At 72.4% G+C, this 18,184-nt stretch carries 14 protein-coding genes; 4 read left to right on the top strand and 10 right to left on the bottom strand.

Annotation, left to right across the window (positions count from 1 at the left end):
- The 7 genes from IE200_RS16200 to ligA all read right to left on the bottom strand — a co-directional run bounded on the left by IE200_RS16200 (position 1) and on the right by ligA (position 10,465).
- Positions 1-1,698 carry a prenyltransferase/squalene oxidase repeat-containing protein gene (locus IE200_RS16200; RefSeq protein ID WP_191280508.1) on the bottom strand — a complete coding sequence of 566 codons (1,698 nt, stop codon included), beginning with the start codon at positions 1,696-1,698 and terminating at the stop codon, positions 1-3.
- A gap of 328 nt (positions 1,699-2,026) precedes the next feature.
- A complete protein-coding gene (locus IE200_RS16195; RefSeq protein ID WP_191280507.1) occupies positions 2,027-3,436 on the bottom strand; it encodes a prenyltransferase/squalene oxidase repeat-containing protein in 1,410 nt (469 codons plus the stop codon).
- Positions 3,437-3,574: 138 nt separating this feature from the next.
- The gene (gene gatB, locus IE200_RS16190; protein WP_191280506.1) at positions 3,575-5,080 is read right to left on the bottom strand and encodes an Asp-tRNA(Asn)/Glu-tRNA(Gln) amidotransferase subunit GatB; all 1,506 of its coding nucleotides are present in this window, start codon (positions 5,078-5,080) and stop codon (positions 3,575-3,577) included.
- Positions 5,080-6,591, bottom strand: a complete 1,512-nt coding sequence (gene gatA / locus IE200_RS16185) for an Asp-tRNA(Asn)/Glu-tRNA(Gln) amidotransferase subunit GatA (RefSeq protein WP_191280505.1) — start codon at positions 6,589-6,591, stop codon at positions 5,080-5,082. The genes gatB and gatA overlap by 1 nt, the downstream gene beginning before the upstream one ends.
- Positions 6,591-6,890 carry an Asp-tRNA(Asn)/Glu-tRNA(Gln) amidotransferase subunit GatC gene (gene gatC / locus IE200_RS16180; RefSeq protein WP_191280504.1) on the bottom strand — a complete coding sequence of 100 codons (300 nt, stop codon included), beginning with the start codon at positions 6,888-6,890 and terminating at the stop codon, positions 6,591-6,593. Before gatC ends, gatA begins: the two co-directional genes overlap by 1 nt.
- 95 nt (positions 6,891-6,985) lie before the next feature.
- Entirely contained in the window at positions 6,986-8,236 is a 1,251-nt protein-coding gene (locus IE200_RS21125; protein ID WP_191280503.1) for a calcium-binding protein, read from the bottom strand.
- 81 nt (positions 8,237-8,317) lie between these two features.
- Positions 8,318-10,465 (bottom strand): NAD-dependent DNA ligase LigA, encoded by a 2,148-nt coding sequence (ligA, locus tag IE200_RS16170; protein ID WP_229856665.1) that lies wholly within the window; start codon positions 10,463-10,465, stop codon positions 8,318-8,320.
- 156 nt (positions 10,466-10,621) lie between these two features.
- On the opposite strand from ligA, the gene IE200_RS16165 reads away from it, so the two are divergent.
- From IE200_RS16165 to IE200_RS16155, 3 genes are read left to right on the top strand one after another with little or no spacing between them, the layout of a single operon-like run.
- Entirely contained in the window at positions 10,622-11,224 is a 603-nt protein-coding gene (locus IE200_RS16165) for a TetR/AcrR family transcriptional regulator (RefSeq protein ID WP_229856663.1), read from the top strand.
- Between the two features lie 28 nt (positions 11,225-11,252).
- Positions 11,253-12,872 carry an MFS transporter gene (locus tag IE200_RS16160; protein ID WP_191280501.1) on the top strand — a complete coding sequence of 540 codons (1,620 nt, stop codon included), beginning with the start codon at positions 11,253-11,255 and terminating at the stop codon, positions 12,870-12,872.
- A 50-nt stretch (positions 12,873-12,922) separates the two neighbouring features.
- Positions 12,923-13,564, top strand: coding sequence for an alpha/beta hydrolase (locus IE200_RS16155; protein ID WP_191280500.1), 642 nt, complete (start codon positions 12,923-12,925; stop codon positions 13,562-13,564).
- 9 nt (positions 13,565-13,573) lie between these two features.
- Here IE200_RS16155 and IE200_RS16150 read toward each other — a convergent pair whose 3' ends face one another.
- Genes IE200_RS16150 through IE200_RS16140 form a run of 3 tightly spaced genes read right to left on the bottom strand, consistent with a single transcriptional unit; the run spans position 13,574 to position 16,856 of the window.
- The gene (locus IE200_RS16150) at positions 13,574-14,563 is read right to left on the bottom strand and encodes a uroporphyrinogen decarboxylase/cobalamine-independent methonine synthase family protein (RefSeq protein WP_191280499.1); all 990 of its coding nucleotides are present in this window, start codon (positions 14,561-14,563) and stop codon (positions 13,574-13,576) included.
- A complete protein-coding gene (gene mnmA, locus IE200_RS16145) occupies positions 14,560-15,663 on the bottom strand; it encodes a tRNA 2-thiouridine(34) synthase MnmA (protein ID WP_191280498.1) in 1,104 nt (367 codons plus the stop codon). The genes IE200_RS16150 and mnmA overlap by 4 nt, the downstream gene beginning before the upstream one ends.
- Positions 15,664-15,674: 11 nt before the next feature.
- Positions 15,675-16,856, bottom strand: a complete 1,182-nt coding sequence (locus IE200_RS16140; RefSeq protein ID WP_191280497.1) for a cysteine desulfurase family protein — start codon at positions 16,854-16,856, stop codon at positions 15,675-15,677.
- A gap of 72 nt (positions 16,857-16,928) precedes the next feature.
- Here IE200_RS16140 and IE200_RS16135 point away from each other — a divergent pair, with 72 nt between their 5' ends.
- Positions 16,929-18,176 (top strand): gluzincin family metallopeptidase, encoded by a 1,248-nt coding sequence (locus IE200_RS16135; protein WP_191280496.1) that lies wholly within the window; start codon positions 16,929-16,931, stop codon positions 18,174-18,176.
- The last annotated feature ends 8 nt before the right edge of the window (positions 18,177-18,184 follow it).

The raw sequence follows: 18,184 nt of genomic DNA, 5'->3' as shown, positions 1-18,184 counted from the left end.
TCACTTCCTGCGCAGCCAGAACTTCGTGGCGACCGGCTCGGCGCCGCGGGCGGTCTGGACGGCCAGGACGCGGATCCGCTTCTTGCCGAGGAGTGCCCGGGACGGCTTCGTGAGCTCCAGCCGGATCGCCCGCGTGCGGCCGGGCTGGACGGCGTACGCCGACTTGGCGATCACGAGGCGCGCCTTCGTGCCGTCGGCGCGCTCGACCCTGCGGGCCGTGCGGACCTTGAGCTTGCCGGCGCAGGCCACGGCACCGTCGCAGGTGACCGCGACCTCGAAGCGGTTGTTGCGGCCGACCTTCTCGACCTTCGCCACCGCCAGGTCACCGACGACCGGGCTGGGGACGACCGGGTTGGGGGCGGCCGTCGCAGTGGTGGTAGCGGTGGCGGACCCGGTGAGCGTAGTGACCCGAAACGTGTGTGCGACGGTACCCGAGGGCAGGGTGAACTCGACGGGGACGACCGAGCCGGTGCCTGTCACTGGTGTGGCACGTCCGCCGAGGCTGACACAGGCGGGCTCGCCCGCACCCAAGCCGGCCACATTGACCGTGACGGTGCTCCTCTCGACCGCTGTCGCGGGAGCGGAGACAGCGACATCGCCTCCGGCCGGGACGTGAGCTAGGGCCGGGAGCGCCTGAGCGCTGGCACGCCGGAAAGCGTCCTGCAGCGTCGCCGGAATCTTGCCGGCGGTCCTAGCCGCAGCGAGATCGGCGGTCTTGTAGGCAATTGCACCGTTCTCGGCCGACAGCGTCGATGCGCACGGCGCGAGATCAGCGACCTGGAGTCCCCGGAGCCAGCCCGCGGCCTTGGTGGCGGCGCCGTCGTGACCGGCCTCGGCGAGGGCCCAGCCGGCGATGCCGGTTGTGTTCGCGTTGGCCCCAAGAGCACCGGCGCTGAACGAGCCGTCGCTCGCCTGCTGGGTCCTCAGCCAGCTGGCGGCGAGGAGGGCGGCCCCTCTAGCAGCAAGGGGCGCGTCAGGCGTCTCGAGGATGTTGATCACCGTGAGCGCTGTCGTGTCGACCTCACCGACATCGCCTGCGGCGCAGCCCTGCTCGGGCGCCGCCTTGTCCTTGGTGAGCGCGGCCCGGAACGAGCCGTCGTCGCACTGCTGGTCGAGCAGGAAGGACATGACCTCGTCCGCGAGGTCGGAGCCTTGGCCCCCCAATGCGCGGGCGGCCCACGACTGACTGATCACGTTGAGCGAGTCGGTCGGGTCACCGGTGCTCCAGTCGGTCTCCCCGGTGTTCTGCACCCGACCTGTGATCGGCGCGGACGTGGCGACGTTCGCCTCGACCACGGACTGGAGGTCGGTGCCGCCGAAGTCGCTGGCCTCCCTACCCGCGACCTGCGCGAGCGCAATGGCCTTCGCCGCGGACCCGGTGTACACGGTGGGCGCGAAGTCGTACCACTGGGTGACCTTGGGAGCGACGGCGTCGGCGATCGCGACCACAGTCGCGTCCTGACCACCGACGGCGTCAAGGGCGAAAGCGACGTCGGCGGAGAGACCGAAGTCGTCGTAGACGAAGCCGTCGAACTCCCCGACGACGATGCCGTCGGTGAGCTGGGCAGCCAGCCAGCTGGCGCCGGCAGACACCGTGCGTACGCCGGCGGGTTCGGTCGGGGTTGCTGCGCCTGACGGGGCGGTGACGAGCGTGGAGGCGGCGAGCGTGACCGCCGCGAGCCCGGAGATGAGCTTCATGGTTTCCTCCCTCGCTGCGACAGACGAGGGAGAGACGGCGTGCACCGGTTCGCCCCCGCTGCATTCCTCGACAGCGATGGTGATCAAGACGCGTCGAGGTGGGTGTTCCGGCTCGCACGGGATCGCTCCCGTGCCCACGGTTGCGGGTCAGCGCCGGTTTCGGACCGGCTTTCCCCAGCTCGGGCGTGTGTGGTGCCGACCCGGTCGGGCGCGGCTCGCGCAGCCTATCCCCCTGCGGACCCCGTACGCACCCCGGCCCGGCGTCGTGGGACGCCGGGCCGGAGTGGTCACGCCGGATGGTGCTGGGTGGTGCTGGTCGCGCGCTGGGTCAGTTGCGGACCCGCAGCGAGGTGCGCGCCTCGTCGTCCGAGGTCTTCACCAGACCGACGCGGCGCTGGTTGCCCGCCGGGAGCTGGAGCTTGCGCACGATCTTGTCGCCGGACTTCTTGCCCTTCACGCGGCGGAAGTCACCCTTGACCTGCATGCAGGCGCTCTCGCTCGGCGCGAGGCCGTAGACCCGGAACTGCACACGCTCACCGGCCCGGGCCTGCTTGCGGACCGAGACGATCTTGAGGTCGTCCTTGCTGGCCGGGGCGAACTGCAGGCCGAGGACCGCCTGGGCGGTGGCGCGACGCCACTCGTCACGGGCCGACGCCGGGATGCCGGTCGTCGAGGAGGCCTTCACCCGGTCCTTGCGGTAGGCGACGGCACCCATGTCCTTGGTCAGTGCCGTGCGGCACTTGTACTTGTCGACCGGCTGGTTCTTGCGGACCCACAGCGCGGCCTTGAGGGCGGCGTCGCGCTCCTTCAGCAGACCGAGGGCGAAGCCAGCGATCGCGGTGGAGTTGGTGTTGATCTTGCTGATCGGCGCAGCGGCGCGGAACGCCCCGCTCCCCCGCTGCCGGTCCACGAGCCACGCACCGGCCTTGTCGAGCGCCGCCTGGACCGCCGGAGTCTTGTCGTCCGACTCGACCAGGTTGATGACCGCCAGCGCGGTGGCGTCCGGGTCGGCCTCGCTGCCCGGTGCGCCCTCGGTGCACGACTGGTTGGGCACGTTGGCCTTCTCGAAGCGCGCGCGGAAGTAGCCCGACGCGCACTGCTGCTTGAGCAGGAAGTCCCGCGCCGCGGCCGCCTCGGTGGACCGGGCCTGCGACAGCGCCCGTACGGCGTAGGACTGGCCGATCACGTTGGCGTAGTTGCCGAACTCCGACTTGTCGAAGATCCGGCCGGCGATCGCCGCGGCCTGCGGCTCGGCCGCAGGGTCGGCGGGGACGTCGGCGGTGCGCTCCTCGAGGCGGGTGATGAGGTTGACCCCGCCGTAGCTGGTCGGGTTGCGCTTGGCCACCTTGGCATAGGCGGCGGCCTTGGCCAGCGGCCCGGCGTAGGACTCCTTGGTGCCGTCGCCGACGTAGTCGTCGATGCGGGCCTCGAGGGCCGTGGTGATCTGCGCGTTCACGGCGCCCTGGTCGACGACCGTCGACAGGGCCATGCCGGTGTCGATGGTGAGGCCGAAGTCCGGACCGTTCTCCCCGACCATCAGGCCGTTCGTGAGCTCGTCGGCGAGCCACTCGGCGGCGATCGTCGACGGCGTGCTGTCGGTCTTGACCGTAGCCTTCGCGGCGCGCAGCGCCGGCGTCGGTTCCGCGGCGACGGGCGGAGCGGCGAGCACGCCGACCCCGAGCGCTGCCGTCGACAGCGCGACGGCTGCTGTGCGGATGGGTCGAATGCGATGGTGCATGACTTCCTTCCCGCTCGCCGGGGCAGTCACGACCGCATGCCGCGGCCGAACCCCTCCCCCGATGCTGCGAGCGTTGGTTGGTGATGTGACCACTGTGACTCGCCAGCAGCGTAACAAGTTGTCTAGACCGCGCTCTTCCTAGGCGAGCTTCTCCAGGATCAGCTCACGCACGCGACCGGCGTCGGCCTGCCCGCGCATCTCCTTCATCACCGCACCGATGAGCGCTCCGGCCGCCGCCACCTTGCCGTCGCGGATCTTGTCGGCGACGTCGGGGTTGGCCGCGATCGCGTTGTCGACGGCCGCCCCGAGGGCGCCGTCGTCGGAGACGACCGCGAGGCCGCGCTTCTCCACGACCTCGTCCGGGGTGCCCTCACCGGCGAGGACGCCCTCGAAGACCTGGCGGGCCAGCTTGTCGTTGACGACCTTCTCGTCGACCAGGGCCTGGATGCGGGCGACGTCGGCGGGGGTGATGGGCAGGTCGACGAGGTCGACGCCGTCCTCGTTGCTGCGCCGCGCCAGCTCGCCGAGCCACCACTTGCGGGCAGCCTGCGGGGCGGCGCCCGCGGCGATCGTCTCCTCGACGAGGCCGAGCGCCCCGGCGCCGACGGTGTCGCGCATCTCGAGGTCGCTGAAGCCCCACTCGGCCTGCAGGCGCGCGCGACGTGCGGTCGGGTTCTCCGGCAGGGTGCCGCGCAGCTCCTCGACCCACTCGCGGCTCGGCGCGACCGGCACCAGGTCCGGCTCGGGGAAGTAGCGGTAGTCCTCGGCGTCGGACTTGACCCGGCCGCTCGTGGTGATCCCGGTGTCCTCGTGCCAGTGGCGGGTCTCCTGGAGGATGGAGCCGCCGCTGGTCAGGATCGCGGCGTGACGCTGCATCTCGTAGCGCACCGCCCGCTCGACGGAGCGGAACGAGTTGACGTTCTTGGTCTCGGTGCGGGTGCCGAGGGTGCCGCTGCCCTTGGGCGAGAGCGACAGGTTGACGTCCGCTCGCAGGTTGCCCTGGTCCATGCGGGCCTCGGAGACGCCGAGCGCGACGATGAGCTCGCGCAGCTGGGCGACGTAGGCCTTCGCGACCTCGGGCGCCTTCTCGCCCGCGCCGAGGATCGGGCGGGTGACGATCTCGATCAGCGGGATCCCGGCGCGGTTGTAGTCGACCAGCGAGTGGTCGGCGCCGTGGATGCGACCGGTGGAGCCTCCGACGTGCAGCGACTTGCCGGTGTCCTCCTCCATGTGGGCACGCTCGATCTCGACCCGGTACGTCTCGCCCTCCACGTCGACGTCCATCCAGCCGTCGAACGCGATCGGCTCGTCGTACTGCGAGGTCTGGAAGTTCTTCGGCATGTCCGGGTAGAAGTAGTTCTTCCGGGCGAAGCGGCACCACTCGGCGATGTCGCAGTTGAGCGCGAGGCCGATGCGGATCGCCGACTCGACGGCCTTGCCGTTGACGACCGGCATCGCGCCGGGCAGGCCGAGGCACGTCGGGCACACGCCGGCGTTGGGCTCGCCGCCGAACTCCGCCGGGCACCCGCAGAACATCTTCGAGGCGGTGTTGAGCTCGACGTGGACCTCGAGGCCGAGGGCCGGGTCGTACGCCGCCAGCACGTCGTCGAACGGCATCAGGGCCTCGGTGGTGGACGTGGTCATCACTCGGTCTCCAGTTCGGGTGCCTTGTCGAGCAGCGGGCCGCCCCACTGCTCGGCGTGGATGGCCTCGAGGGCGGCTCCCACGCGGTAGACGCGGTCGTCGGCGAGCGCGGGCGCGAGCACCTGGAAGCCGCTGGGCAGGCCGTCCTCGTCGGCGAGCCCGTTGGGGACCGAGATCCCGGGGACGCCGGCGAGGTTGGCGGGGATGGTGGCGAGGTCGTTGAGGTACATCGCCATCGGGTCGTCGAGCTTCTCCCCCAGCTTGAACGCCGTGGTCGGGGCGGTCGGCGACACGAGGACGTCGACGCGGGCGAAGGCGGCGTCGAAGTCGCGGCTGATGAGCGTACGGATCTTCTGGGCCTGGCCGTAGTAGGCGTCGTAGTAGCCGCTGGAGAGCGCGTAGGTGCCCAGGATGATGCGGCGCTTGACCTCGTCGCCGAACCCGGCGTCGCGGGTGGCGCGCATGACGTCCTCGGCCGACGGGCTCCCCTCGGGGGTCACGCGCAGGCCGAAGCGCATCGCGTCGAACTTCGCGAGGTTGCTGGACGCCTCCGCCGGCAGGATCAGGTAGTAGGCGGCCAGGGCGTGCACGAACGACGGGCACGACACCTCGACGACCTCGGCGCCGGCCTTGACCAGCAGGTCGACCGACTCCTGGAAGCGCGCCATCACGCCCGGCTGCCAGCCCTCGCCCGCGAGCTCGGTGATCACGCCGACCTTCACTCCGGTCATGTCGCCGGTCGCACCGGCCCGGGCGGCCTCGGTGAAGGAGGGCCACTCCTGGGCGATCGAGGTGGAGTCGCGCGGGTCGTGGCCGCCGATGACGTCGTGCAGCATCGCCGCGTCGAGCACCGTGCGGGTGACGGGGCCGGCCTGGTCGAGGCTGTTGGCGAGGGCGACGAGGCCGTAGCGCGAGACGCCGCCGTAGGTCGGCTTGACGCCCACGGTGCCGGTGACGGCGCCGGGCTGGCGGATCGAGCCGCCGGTGTCGGTGCCGATGGCGAGGGGGGCCTCGAAGGCCGCGACCGCAGCCGCGGAGCCGCCACCGGAGCCGCCGGGGATCCGGTCGAGGTCCCACGGGTTGCGGGTCGGGCCGTAGGCCGAGTGCTCGGTGGAGGAGCCCATCGCGAACTCGTCCATGTTGGTCTTGCCGAGGATCGGCAGGCCGGCCTCGCGCAGACGGGTCACGACGGTCGCGTCGTAGGGCGGGACCCAGCCCTCGAGGATCTTCGAGCCGCAGGTGGTCGGCAGCCCGCGCGTGGTGAGGACGTCCTTGACCGCGACCGGTACGCCGTCGAGCGGGCCGCGGGCCTGCCCGCGTGCGCGACGGGCGTCGGACTCGGCGGCGTCGGCGAGCGCGCCGTCCCGGTCGACGTGGAGGAAGGCGTGCACGGCGCCGTCGACGGCGTCGATGCGGTCGAGGTGGGCCTCGGTGAGCTGGACGGAGGTCACCTCGCCGGCGGCGATGCGCTCGGCGAGCGTGGCAGCCGTGCTGCGGACGATCTCGGTCATCACGCCTCCTCGCCCAGGATCCGCGGAACGGAGAAGCGCTGCTCCTCCACCTCGGGGGCCCCGGCGAGGGCCTCCTCGGCCGTCAGGCCGGGCACCACCACGTCCTCGCGGAAGACGTTGGTCAGCGGCAGCGCGTGCGACGTGGGAGGCACGTCGTCGCCGGCGACACCGGTGATGGAAGCGACGGAGTCGAGGATGACGCTCAGCTGGGGCGCCAGGTGGTCGAGCTCGGCGTCGGAGAGGTCGATGCGGGCGAGGGTGGCCAGGTGGGCCACCTCGTCGCGGGTGATCTCGGGCATGGGGGCAATCCTAGGGCGAGCACGACGGCGGTCCCGACACGGCTCCGCCCGGGCACCTGACCGGCGCCCGGGCGGAGCGTGTACGCCGACGGAGGTCAGCAGCTGGAGCGCTTCTCGGCGTTCTTGCAGGTGTCGTTGCCGCCGCGGCCCCGGACGATGTCGAACCCGGAACCGCCGTCGAGGCGGTCGGGCTCGTCGGAGCCGGTGAGCACGTCGGCGCCGCCACGGCCGTAGATCATCGCGCGGTAGTCGGGGTGCGCGGTGACGATCTCGGAGTCGTTGCTGCCCTTGAAGACCGAGAGCGCGCGGGCGGGGAGCTGGACGTCGCTGAACCCGGTGATCGTGCCCTCGAGCGTGAACGGCTGCAGGCCCCGGATCGTGGCCTTCTTCTTCTGCTGGTCGATCCGGAGGGTCGGCTTGAGGGCCGGGTTCGAGCTGGGCAGGAGCCGGAGCCGGTCCTGGCCGCCGTAGCCGTGGACGAGGAAGCCCGACTCCGCGGGGAGCGGGAGGACGATGGTGTCGACGCCGCTGCCGCCTCGCAGGGCCTGGCGGCTCTCGGACGACGTGCTGAGGGTGTCGCTCCCGCTGCCGCCGACGAAGGCGTCGGTGCCGGCCGAGCCGACGATGCTGTCGTCGCCGGCGTCGCCGTAGACGCGGTCGTTGCCCGCCGTGCCGGCGCTGTCGGCCGAGATCGCGTCGTCCCCACCGCGGCCGAAGACCGTGTCGTCGCCTCCGCGGGCCGCGATCACGTCGGCGGAGTTGGTGCCCTTGATGGTGTCGCCGAGGTCCGAGGCCACGATGCGGATCCCGCCGTCGAAGCCCGTCACCGTGTCGTTCCCGTGTGCCGCGACCGGCACCGTCGACGCGGACTGGAAGTCGACCACCACTGCGGCGGGCGCATCGGCGTACGAGACGCCGTCGAGACCGACCACGGTGCCCTCGCTGACCGCGCGCGGGTCGTAGCCGAGATCGATCGTGTCGTCGCCGGCGCCGCCGTCGATGGTGTCGCCGCGCTTGACCACACGGCCGAACCGGTCGAGGCGGAGCAGGTCGGCCTCGCCGAAGAGGCGGTCGTTCCCGTCGCCTCCCAGGATCGTGTCGGCGCCGTCGCCGCCGCAGATCACGTCGTTGCCTCCGAGCCCACGAATCCTGTCGTTGCCGCTGCGCGCCACGATCACGTCGCGCTGCGGGGTGCCGGTGATGGTGTTGGCCCTGTCGTTGCCCACGATGGTGGCCTTGAGGCCACCGCACGCCGGGGCAGCGGCGTGCGCGGGCACGACCGAGAGGGGCACCGAGAGACCGGCCGCGGCGACGAGCGCGGGGGCGAGTGAACGGACGAGACGCATGCTGACTCCCAGAGGATCGGTTGGTTCGTCTCCTCCTGACCACGAACGGCCCTGCTCAAACCTCACGCGTCGGACCGTCTCTCAGCCCAGTCCCTCCGGCCCCTCCTCCAGCAGCACGCCGAACTGCGCCTCGTCGAGCACCGGGACGCCGAGCTGCTCGGCCTTGTCGGCCTTGGAACCGGCGTTCTCCCCCACGACGACGTAGTCGGTCTTCTTCGACACCGAGCCGGACGCCTTGCCCCCGCGGCTGATGATGGCCTCCTTGACCGAGTCGCGGGTCCAGCCCTGCAGCGAGCCCGTGGCCACGATCGTGAGTCCCTCGAGGGTGCGCGGCACCGACGTGTCGCGCTCGTCCTCCATCGAGACGCCCGCGCGCGCCCAGGCGTCCACGATCGCGTTGTGCCACGCGGCGTTGTCACCCACCTCCTCGGAGTCGGTGACGCCCTCGCTCGTGCCGTGGAACCACTCGCGCACCGATGCCGCGATGGTCGGCCCGACCCCGTCGGTGGTGGCGAGCTGCTCCTCCGAGGCCTCGCGGATCGCGGTCATCGAGCCGAACTCCGTGGCCAGGGCGCGGGCGGCCGTCGGCCCCACGTGCCGGATCGACAGCGCGACCAGCACGCGCCACAGCGGGACCTCGGCCTTGCGGGAGTGCAGGTTGGCCAGGAGCCGGGCGCCGTTGGCGCTGAGCTGCGGCCCGTCCTCGCCCTTCTTCGGCGCCCGGGTGAACAGCGGCGCGCGCAGCAGCCCGTCCTCGTCGAGGTCGAAGAGGTCGCCCTCGTTGGCGATGACCCCGGCGTCGAGCAGCGCGACCGCCGCCTCGTAGCCGAGCCCCTCGATGTCGAAGGCCCCCCGGCCCGCCACGTGGAAGACACGTTCGCGGACCTGCGCGGGGCACTTCTCGTGGTTGGGGCACCGCAGGTCCTTGTCGCCCTCCTTCTGCTGGACGAGCGTCGTGCCGCACGACGGGCACTCGGTGGGCATCGTCCACTCGGCGAGGCCCTCGGGACGCAGCGCCAGGACCGGTCCCAGGATCTCGGGGATCACGTCGCCGGCCTTGCGCAAGATGACGGTGTCGCCGGGCCGGACGTCCTTGCGCCTGACCTCGTGGGCGTTGTGCAGGGTGGCGTTCTCGACCGTCGAGCCGGCGACCTTGGTGGGCTCCATGACGCCGTAGGGGGTCACCCGGCCGGTGCGTCCGACGTTGACCTCGATCGACCGGAGCAGGGTGTTGACCTCCTCGGGCGGGTACTTGAAGGCGATCGCCCAGCGCGGTGCGCGGCTGGTCGATCCGAGCCGGCGCTGCAGGGTGACGTCGTCGACCTTGACCACCACGCCGTCGATCTCGTAGCCGACGATCGTGTGGCGGTGCTCGCCGACGTGGGCGATCCACTCCTCCACCTCGTGGAGGGTGGGCACGACCCGCACCTGCTCCGAGACCGGCAGTCCCCAGGCGGCGAGGGCGTCGTACGCCGTGCTCTGGGCGGTCGGGTCGAAGCCGTCGCGCGCACCGATGCCGTGGCACACCATGCCGAGGTCGCGGGTGGCCGTGACCTTCGGGTCCTTCTGCCGCAGGGAGCCGGCGGCGGCGTTGCGGGGGTTGGCGAACATCGGCCTGCCGGCGTCGGCCATGGACGCGTTGAGCCGCTCGAAGGCCTCGGTGGTCAAGAACACCTCGCCGCGGACCTCGACCAGCCGCGGCACCGGGTGCTCGTCGGTACCGGCGAGGCGGTGCGGGACCGAGGTGATGGTCTTGACGTTGGGCGTCACGTCCTCGCCCGTACGCCCGTCGCCGCGGGTCAGCGCACGCACGAGGCGGCCCTCCTCGTAGAGGAGGTTGATGGCCAGCCCGTCGACCTTGAGCTCGCACAGCAGGGCGGGCGACTCGATGCCCTCGCGGAGGATGCGGGCGTGCCAGGCCCGCAGCTCCTCGGTGCTGAACGCGTTGTCGAGGCTCTCCATCCGCTGGAGGTGGTCGACCGCGGTGAACTCGGTGGAGATCTTCCCAACGCGCTGCGTGGGCGAGTCCGGAAATCGGAGCTCCGGGAATTCGTCCTCCCATTCCTCTAACTCACGGTACTGCTTGTCGAACTCGGCGTCGCTGAGGGTGGGGTTGTCCAGCACGTAGTACTGAAACCGGGCGTCGTTCAACGCTTCCGTCAGAACTTGGACACGGCTATAGGCCTCTGCGTAGCGGGCATCGACTTCCTCGTCGTCCGACGTGCTCATGGGCACAGTCTGCCGGTCGCCGCCGACACCGCCGGCACCCACCGGTCTGGACCGGATGGAACTGATCGGTTCCATCCGGAATGGATCGGCGCCGGACCGGGTTGGTGGAAACGAAACGGTTTCGTTTCACCCTACGGCTCACCGAGGAAGGACCCCGTGACCGCGACCGAGACAGGCACCCGCCCCCGTGTGGAGGGCGACCGCGAGCTGCAGATCCTCGAGGCGACCCTCCAGGTGCTCGACGAGGTGGGCTACGACCTGCTGACGATGGACGCCGTGGCGAGCCGCGCCAGGGCGTCGAAGGCCACGCTCTACCGGCGCTGGAAGGGCAAGCCCGAGCTGGTCGTGGCCGCGATCATGGCCCACAAGGGAGAGGCCGTCGTCCCCGACACCGGCTCCCTGCGCGGCGACCTGCTCGCGGCGTACTGCGGCGCCGGCGGCCTCAACGACCCGCTGGCGCAGTCCGTGCTCAGCGCGGTCGTCACCGCGATGGGCCGCGACCCCGAGTTCGCCGAGGTCTACCGGCGCGACTTCATCGGACCCAAGATCGCCTCCTCGCGCGCCATCTACGAGCGTGCCCGCGAGCGCGGCGAGGTCCACCCCGACGCGGACATCGACATGCTCGCCCCCTCGCTGGCCGGGATCGTCCTGCACCGGGCGTTCCTCCTCGGCGAGGCGGTCACCCCCGACCTCCTCGCTCGCGTCCTCGACGAGGTCGTCCTCCCGGCCGCCCTGCACGGCCCCGCCCGACCTGCCTGACCCAGCCCACACTCCTGAAGGAAGTCCCATGACCGACCTGGCCCCGGTTGCCGACGAGGTGACCCCCGAGCAGCACAGGCGCCTGCGCTGGGCGCTCGTGCTCATCTCGCTGGCCCAGCTGATGGTGGTGCTCGACAGCACCATCGCCAACATCGCCCTGCCCTACATCGGCACCGACCTCGACATCGACCAGGCCAACCTGTCCTGGATCGTGACCGGCTACGCGCTCACCTTCGGCGGCTTCCTGCTGCTCGGCGGGCGCCTGGCCGACCTCTACGGCCGCCGGCGCATCTTCATCGCGGGCGTGCTGGTCTTCGCGGTCGCCTCGCTGGTCGGCGGCTTCGCGCAGAACGAGGTGATGCTCCTCGGTGCCCGCGGCCTGCAGGGCCTCGGTGCGGCGATGGCCTCCCCCGCGGCGCTGGCGCTGATCACGACGACCTTCCCGGCCGGGCGCGAGCGCAACCGCGCGTTCGCGGTGTACGCCGCGATGGCGGGCGTCGGCGCCGCCGTCGGCCTCATCCTCGGTGGCTGGCTCACCGGCCTCGATCCCATCCTGGGGCTCGAGGGCTGGCGCTACACCTTCCTCATCGTGGTGCCGATCGGGCTCGCCGCCGCGTTCTTCGCGCCGCGCTTCTTCAACGAGTCCGAGCGGCACACCGGGTGGCTCGACGTCCCCGGCGCGATCACCGGGACCGGCGGCCTGCTGGCCATCGTCTACGGCCTCTCCCGCGCGGGCGACGAGCGCTACGGCTGGGGTGACACGACGACGGTCGCCAGCCTGGTCGTGGGCGTGGCCCTCCTCGGCCTCTTCCTGCTCGTGGAGTCCCGCGTCGAGCACCCCTTGATGCCGTTCCGGATCTTCCGCAGCCGGAACCGCGCGACCGCGTTCGCCGTGATGATGATCGTGCCGGCGGCGATGTTCGCGATGTTCTTCTTCCTCTCGCTGTTCATCCAGCTGGTCGTCGGCTACAGCCCGCTGGGCACGGGCGTGGCGTTCCTCCCGTTCTCCGTCGCGATGATCGTCTCGGCGACCCTCGCCTCGCGGCTCATCAGCCACGTGGACCCGCGCTACCTCTCCGGGGTGGGCACGCTGCTGTCCGCCACCGCGCTCTACGGCTTCAGCCGGATCACGGTGCCCGAGGACCCGGCGTCGATCCTGGCGTCGCTGCCGGAGGCCATGGGCGGCCAGGGCGTCGCCCTCGGCGACGGGGTGAGCTACTGGACGCAGGTCCTGCCGTTCGTGGTCCTCATGGCGTTCGGCATGGGTCTCAACTTCGTGCCGCTGACGCTGGTCGCCGTGCACCACCTCCGGATCCAGGACACGGGCATCGGCTCCGGCGTCCTCAACACCATGCAGCAGGTCGGCGGAGCGCTCGGTCTCGCGACCCTCAGCACGGTGTCGCTGCACTTCGCGCAGACCCGGGCCGACGAGCTCGCGCCGGCGATCGCGGCTGCCGCGCCCGAGCTCGACCCGGCCGCGCTCGGCCAGCTGGCGTCGCTCGGCGCGTTCACCGAGGGCGCCACGACGGCGTTCTTCGTGGGCTCGCTGATGATGCTCGCGGCCTCCGCGATCGTGTGGCTCTTCCTCGACGTCGAGCACGAGGAGCTCGCCAGCGAGTCCGCGCCCGAGGGAGTCGGGGTCCACTGACCTCCCCCGTCCGGCCCATCCGGGCACGCCGTCGCCTCCGAAGGAGAGCTGTGACCGACCCGCTCCTGACCCGCCACGACCCCGTGGCCGGACCCGCCCGCGCGCTGGTCCTGGTGCTCCACGGCGGCAAGCCGCGCTCCACCCAGTCGGTCGACGGCCGCAGCGCCTCCTGGCGCCGCGCCCTGTGGCTGCAGCGCGAGATCACCGACGAGGCGCACGCCGCGGGTGTCGGCGTGTGGTCGGCCCGCTACCGCACGCGCGGGTGGAACGGCGGCGGCGCTCCGACCGCGGATGCCCGGTGGGCCCTCGAGCAGGTGCGCACCGAGCTCGGTGAGGTTCCGGTGGTGCTGCTCGGCCACTCGATGGGCGCACGGGTCGCGGTGCACGTCGCCGACGACCCGTCCGTGGTGGGCGTGGTCGGGCTCGCGCCGTGGTGGTCCTCCGACGACCCGGTGCACACCCTCGCCGGCCGGACCCTCCGCGCGGCGCACGGTCGTCGCGACCGGATCACCTCGTTCCGCGAGACCGCCCGCTACGTCGATCGGGCCCGCGAGGTCGCCGACAGCGCCGACCTGCGCGACATGGGCGGGCTGGGCCACTACATGCTCGCCGGCTCGCGGCGCTGGCACGACGTGGCGATCTCCTCGTGCCTCGAGGTGCTGGATGCGCACGTCCCCCACCACCGCAGGTGAGACGGGACCTCAGAGGTTGCGCGCGACCGTCGCGGACAGGCGTACGGCGCGCGCCGCCCACTGCGGGGTCGCTCCCGCGAGTCCGCACGACGGGGTGACGGCCAGCCGAGCCCCCACGAGCTCCGGGTCGAGGCCGAGCATTTCGAGCCACCGCTGCACACGCTCGGTGAGCCGTGCGTCCGACACGTCAGTGGCCGGGTCGAGGGACGGTACGACGCCGAGCGCCGCGGTGCGACCGGCCTCCAGTGCCTCGGCGAAGACGTCGAGGTCGGCCGGGCCGAGCACGTCGAGGTCCGCCGAGAGGCCGTGCGCGCCGGTGCCTGCCACGAGCGACCAGGGCGTGCGCGGGGCGCAGGAGTGCACCCAGGCCTCGCCGCCGGCCTCGCTGATCGCGGTCACCACCCACTCCAGGTGGGCCGATGCCTCGGGAAGGTCGACGCTGCGGTGCCGCCCGTAGCCGCTCGCCGTGGGCACCTGCCCGTCGACGACGGCGGCGAGGGCCGGCTCGTCGACCTGGACGATCCAGCGGTCCACCCCGCCGAGCCGGCGGCGGAGGTCGGCGAGGTGCACCCGTACGCCCTCGGCCAGGGCCTGGGCCAGCTCGCGGCGGGCCCCGTGGTCGCTGAGGACCTTGTCGCCGCGCGGCTTCTCCACCGTGGCGGCCAGCGTCCACGGCCCGGCCACCTGGGTCTTGAAGGTGCCCGCGTATCCCTGCGCGAGCTCCTCCACCGTGTCGAGGTCCTGCGCGAGCAGCGACCTCGCGCGGCGGTGGTCGACGCCACTGACGTCGGTGAGCCGCCACCCGGCCGGCTGCAGGTCCGCCGCGAGCCCGTCGAGGACAGCCAGGCCCCGAGCCGTCATGGAGGCCCAGGCGCCACGCCCGGGCACCTCGGGGACGTGGGGCAGGTCGGGGAGCTCGCCGAGGACGAGCCGGACCGCCTCGGCGTGCGCGGCGTCGGTGTCGCCCGGCATCGAGCCGATGCCCGTCCCGGCGGTCATGCGCGGACCCCGGCCGGCCGGGTCGCCGAGATCGTCGCCGAGCCGACGACGCGGGTGCCGTCGTAGATCACCGCTGCCTGTCCGGGCGCGATGCCCTCGGCGGGGTCGAGCAGGTCGATCTCGACCCGGTCACCCGCCACCTCCACGACGGCTCGGTGCTCGGCGCCGTGCGCGCGCAGCTGGACGGTGCCCTCGACCCGCTCGGGCACCGTGCCGCACCAGCGCGGCCGGATCCCGGAGACGTGGTCGACCGCGAGCCGCTCGCGCGGGCCGACGGTGACGGTGCCGCTGACGGGCTCGATGTCCAGGACGAAGCGCGGCTTGCCGTCGGCCGCCGGCACCCCGAGCCGCAGGCCCCGACGCTGCCCGATGGTGAAGCCGTAGGTGCCGCCGTGGCTGCCGACCTTCTCCCCCGTCGTGACGTCGACGATGTCACCGCCGTGGTTGGGGGCGCGGTCGCCCAGCTTCTCGCGGAGCCAGCCGGCGTTGTCGCCGTCGGCGACGAAGCAGATGTCGTGCGAGTCGGGCTTGTCGGCGACCAGCAGCCCGCGGGCCTCGGCCTCGCGACGGACGGCCGGCTTGTCGGTGTCACCCAGGGGGAAGAGCGAGTGGCGCAGCTGCTCCTGGTCGAGGACGCCGAGGACGTAGGACTGGTCCTTGGCGTGGTCGGCGGCACGGTGCATCTCGATGAGGCCGTCGGCGCCGGTGCGCAGCTGCGCGTAGTGGCCCGTGGCGACGGCGTCGAAGCCGAGCGCCAGCGCGCGGTCGAGCACCGCGGCGAACTTGATCTTCTCGTTGCAGCGCAGGCACGGGTTCGGCGTGCGCCCGGCGGCGTACTCGTCCATGAAGTCCTCCACGACGTCCTCGTGGAAGCGGTCGGAGAGGTCCCACACGTAGAACGGGATGCCGATGACGTCGGCGGCGCGACGCGCGTCGTTGCTGTCCTCGATCGTGCAGCAGCCGCGGGCGCCGGAGCGGTACGACGCGGGGTTGCGGCTGAGCGCGAGGTGCACGCCGGTCACCTCGTGACCGGCCTCCACGGCACGGGCGGCGGCGACGGCGGAGTCCACCCCGCCGGACATGGCGGCGACCACCCTCATCGGGCGTCCCATCAGCGGGCCCGCGCGGCCCGGGCCCGCTCGACGACCGGTCCGATCGCCTCGACGAGGCGGTCGACGTCACCGGACGTGCTGGAGTGGCCGAGGGAGAACCTGAGCGAGTGGCGGGCCTGGTCGTCGTCGCAGCCCATGGCGAGCAGGACGTGGGAGGGCTGGGGCACCCCCGCCGAGCAGGCGGAGCCGGTCGAGCACTCGATGCCGCGTGCGTCGAGCAGCATCAGCAGCGAGTCGCCCTCGCAGCCGGGGAAGCCGAGGTGGGCGTTGCCGGGCAGCCGCAGCGGACCGGACGGCGTGCCGTGGAGGTGGGCGTCCGGGACGACCTCGACCACCCGGCGCACCAGGTCGTCGCGCAGCGCCGCCACCCGCACGGCGTGCTCGTGCTGGTGCTTGACCGACTCCTCGACCGCCGCCGCGAGGCTGGCGATCGCCGGGACGTCGAGGGTGCCGCTGCGGATGTCGCGCTCCTGGCCGCCGCCGTGGACGAGGGCGCTGACCGGCACGTCGCGGCGTACGACGAGGGCGCCCACGCCGTAGGGGCCGCCGACCTTGTGCCCGGTGAAGGTCAGGGCGTCGACGCCCGACGCGGCGAAGTCGACGGGCACCTGGCCGAGCGCCTGCACCGCGTCGGTGTGCACCGGGATCGCGTGCTCGGCGGCGATCGCGACGACCTCGTCGATCGGCTGCAGCGAGCCGACCTCGTTGTTGGCCCACATCACCGAGATCAGGGCCACCGAACCCGGGTCCCGGGACACCGCGTCCCTCAGCGACGCGACGTCCAGGACCCCCTCGGACGTGACCGGGAGCAGCTCGACGTCGGCACCGTCGCTCTCGGCCAGCCAGTGCAGCGGGTCGAGCACCGCGTGGTGCTCGACGGCCGTCGACAGGATGCGCGTACGGCGTGGGTCCTCCGCGCGCCGGGACCAGAAGATCCCCTTGACCGCGAGGTTGTCGGACTCGGTGCCGCCGGAGGTGAAGACCACGTCGCCCGGCCGGGCGCCGATGACACCGGCGATCGTCTCGCGCGACTCCTCCACCACCCGGCGCGCCGCGCGCCCGGAGGCGTGCAGCGAGCTCGCGTTGCCGACGCCGGCGAGGTGTCGCGTCATCGCGTCGACGGCGACCGGCAGCATCGGCGTGGTCGCGGCGTGGTCGAGGTAGACGAGCGGCTGGGTCATGACCTGCCAAGCCTACGCGGGCGCCCCGGCGAATCCGCCTCGCGGGCCGCGACGACCACCTAGGGTCGCGGCATGCGTGTGTCCCGGGCCTGGTTCGCCTGCCTCCTGCTGCTGCCGACCGCGTCGTGCTCGGGCGGCTCGGCTCCGTCGGGCGCGGCGCCGCAGCCGACCCTGCCCGAGCGCTCCGGACCCCCGGCCGGCATGGACGAGTCGCTCCGCGACGCCGCCCTCGAGCTGGTCGAGAAGCGCGAGGACGCGCTCGTGGCCGGCGACCGGGACGCGTTCCTGGCGACCGTCGACCCCGACGCGCTCACCTTCGCCGCGACCCAGGCCCGCTGGTTCGACAACATGGCGCAGCTGCCCCTCACCGACGTGTCCTACGAGCTCGGCGACGAGAGCTTCATGACGCAGGTCGCCGGCGCGGGCGACCTGCAGCTGCCCGTCGACTTCACGATGCGGCTGGAGGGCTTCGACGAACGACCCGTGACGCAGCAGATGGTGTGGACGTTCGCCCGCGACGGCGAGGACGCGCTGCTCGCCGACGACCGCAACGTCCAGGTCGAGGCCAGGTCCGGGTGGACGCCGGCGCCGTGGGACCTCGGGCACATCGAGGTGCGCCGCTCGGACGGCATCCTCGGGGTCTTCGACGAGGAGACCGTCGACCACGCCGACTACGTCATGCGCGACCTGGCCGACGCCCGCGCGGCGGTGCGTGCGCGGCTTCCACGCTGGTCCGGCAGGTTCGTGACCTACGGCACCTCGGACACGGCCGTGATGGACGAGATGAGCGCGATGAGCGTCGACGACACGGCCGCGGTGGCGTTCCCGGTGCTCTCGCGACCTCGAGGTCCGGTCGCTGCGTACCGCTTCATGGTCAACCCCGAGGTGGTCTCCGACGTGCTGTCGCGCGACCTGGTCTTCCGGCACGAGCTGGTCCACGTCGCGTTCGGCACCTCGGACGACCGCTCCCCCACGTGGCTCGCCGAAGGGATCGCCGAGTACGTCGCCCGCACGCCGTTCTCCGTGGACGAGCGCCGGCGGATCGCGTCCGCGCAGCTCGTGGCGGCACGGGCCCGCACGCTCGAGCCGACCCGGCGCTTCTACTCCCGAGACCCCCAGCTCAACTACGCGCTGTCCGCCCTGGTCTGCGACTTCCTCGCCACGACGCGCGGCGAGGACGTGCTGTGGGACCTCGTCCGCACGTTCGACGGCGCGCGGTTCAGCTTCTGGACCGAGACCGAGGACGTCGTACGTCGCGAGCTGGGCGTCTCGACCCGGGAGCTGAGCGCGCAGGCGCTCGCCTGGGCACGGTCCGCCTGACTCGAGAA

This window comes from Nocardioides flavus (ex Wang et al. 2016), assembly GCF_014653115.1.
Taxonomy (GTDB): Bacteria; Actinomycetota; Actinomycetes; order Propionibacteriales; family Nocardioidaceae; genus Nocardioides; species Nocardioides flavus.
This window is presented reverse-complemented; position numbering and strand designations above follow the sequence as displayed.